At 48.8% G+C, this 1,423-nt stretch carries 1 protein-coding gene and 1 pseudogene; one reads left to right on the forward strand and one right to left on the reverse strand.

The window, feature by feature from the left end:
• Positions 1-1,090, forward strand: a 1,090-nt coding sequence (locus ACUVJL_RS07730) for a WD40 repeat domain-containing protein (RefSeq protein WP_445245315.1), incomplete at its 5' end; no start/stop codon positions are given.
• Between the two features lie 108 nt (positions 1,091-1,198).
• On the opposite strand, the pseudogene ACUVJL_RS07735 reads toward ACUVJL_RS07730, so the two are convergent.
• Positions 1,199-1,423 (reverse strand): annotated as a pseudogene (locus ACUVJL_RS07735) (protein-(glutamine-N5) methyltransferase, release factor-specific); the annotation flags it as partial.

Consider the following 1,423-nt stretch of genomic DNA (forward strand, 5'->3'; position numbering starts at 1 on the left):
CAGTTTCAGCCCCGATGGTAAAACCTTGGCTTCTGGCAGTGACGACAAAACTATCAAACTCTGGGATGTCACCACGGGAAGGGAACTCCGCACCCTCAAGGGGCATAGCGATATGGTTACGAGTGTCAGTTTCAGCCCCGATGGTAAAACCTTGGCTTCTGGCAGTGACGACAAAACCATCAAACTCTGGGATGGCACCACGGGAAGGGAACTCCGCACCCTCAAGGGGCATAGCATTTTGGTTTTGAGTGTCAGTTTCAGCGCGGATGGTAAAACCTTGGCTTCTGGCAGTGGTGACGACACCATCAAACTCTGGGATGTCACCACTGGCAAGGAAATCCGTACTCTCCAGGCGCATAGCATTTTCGTTAGGAGTGTCACTTTCAGCCCGGATGGTAAAACCTTGGCTTCTGGCAGTTTCGACAACACCATCAAACTCTGGGATGTCACCACTGGCAAGGAAATCCGTACTCTCCAGGGGCATAGCGATTCGATTTTGAGTGTTTTGAGTGTCAGTTTCAGCCCTGATGGTAAAACCTTGGCTTCTGGTAGTCGTGACAACACCATCAAACTCTGGGATGTCACCACTGGCAAGGCAATCCGTACTCTTCAGGGGCATAGCGGGTGGGTTAAGAGTGTCAGTTTCAACCCCGATGGTAAAACCTTGGCTTCTGGCAGTCTGGACAGGACCATCAAACTCTGGGATGTCACCACGGGCAAGGAAATTCACACTCTCCAGGGGTATAGCAGTTCGGTTAATAGTGTCAGTTTCAGCCCCAATGGTAAAACCTTGGCTTCTGGCAGTGAGGACAACACCATCAAACTCTGGGATGTCACCACTGGCAAGGAAATTCACACTCTCCTGGGGCATAGCAGTTCGGTTAATAGTGTCAGTTTCAGCCCTGATGGTAAAACCTTAGCTTCTGGTAGTGAGGACAAGACAGTTATTTTATGGAATGTGAATTTTGACGATTTACTGGTGCGCGGTTGCGGTAAGGTGCGTGCGTATTTGCACAACCCCAGTGCGAATGTCAGCGATAGTGACAGACATCTATGCGATGGTGTTGGTACTGGGAAAAATCAACAATGATGCTTCCATTTATGATGACAATACCTTCTTACTTCTTTGCCAACTATATCTCGGAAAATCAAGCAACAATGCACATTCGATAAATTATATCTTTTTTTGCCTCGATCCCTACCGCCGATAGGCTAAAGCAAACCGATCGATCCCTGCTAAATCCGAAAATATCTGAACTTTGCCATAACTCCCCTGACTTTCGAGCATATCAGCTACCGCCTCAGCCTGTCCCGCCATCATCTCAACCAACCAAACTCCCCCGGATTCTAAATAATCGGGAGCCGTTTCTACCAAATGCCGGATGCAATCTAACCCGTCAAAACCGCCGTCTAAGGCCAGATG

It is taken from the genome of Microcoleus sp. OTE_8_concoct_300 (assembly GCF_031383065.1).
In the GTDB taxonomy this organism is placed as follows: domain Bacteria; phylum Cyanobacteriota; class Cyanobacteriia; order Cyanobacteriales; family Microcoleaceae; genus Microcoleus.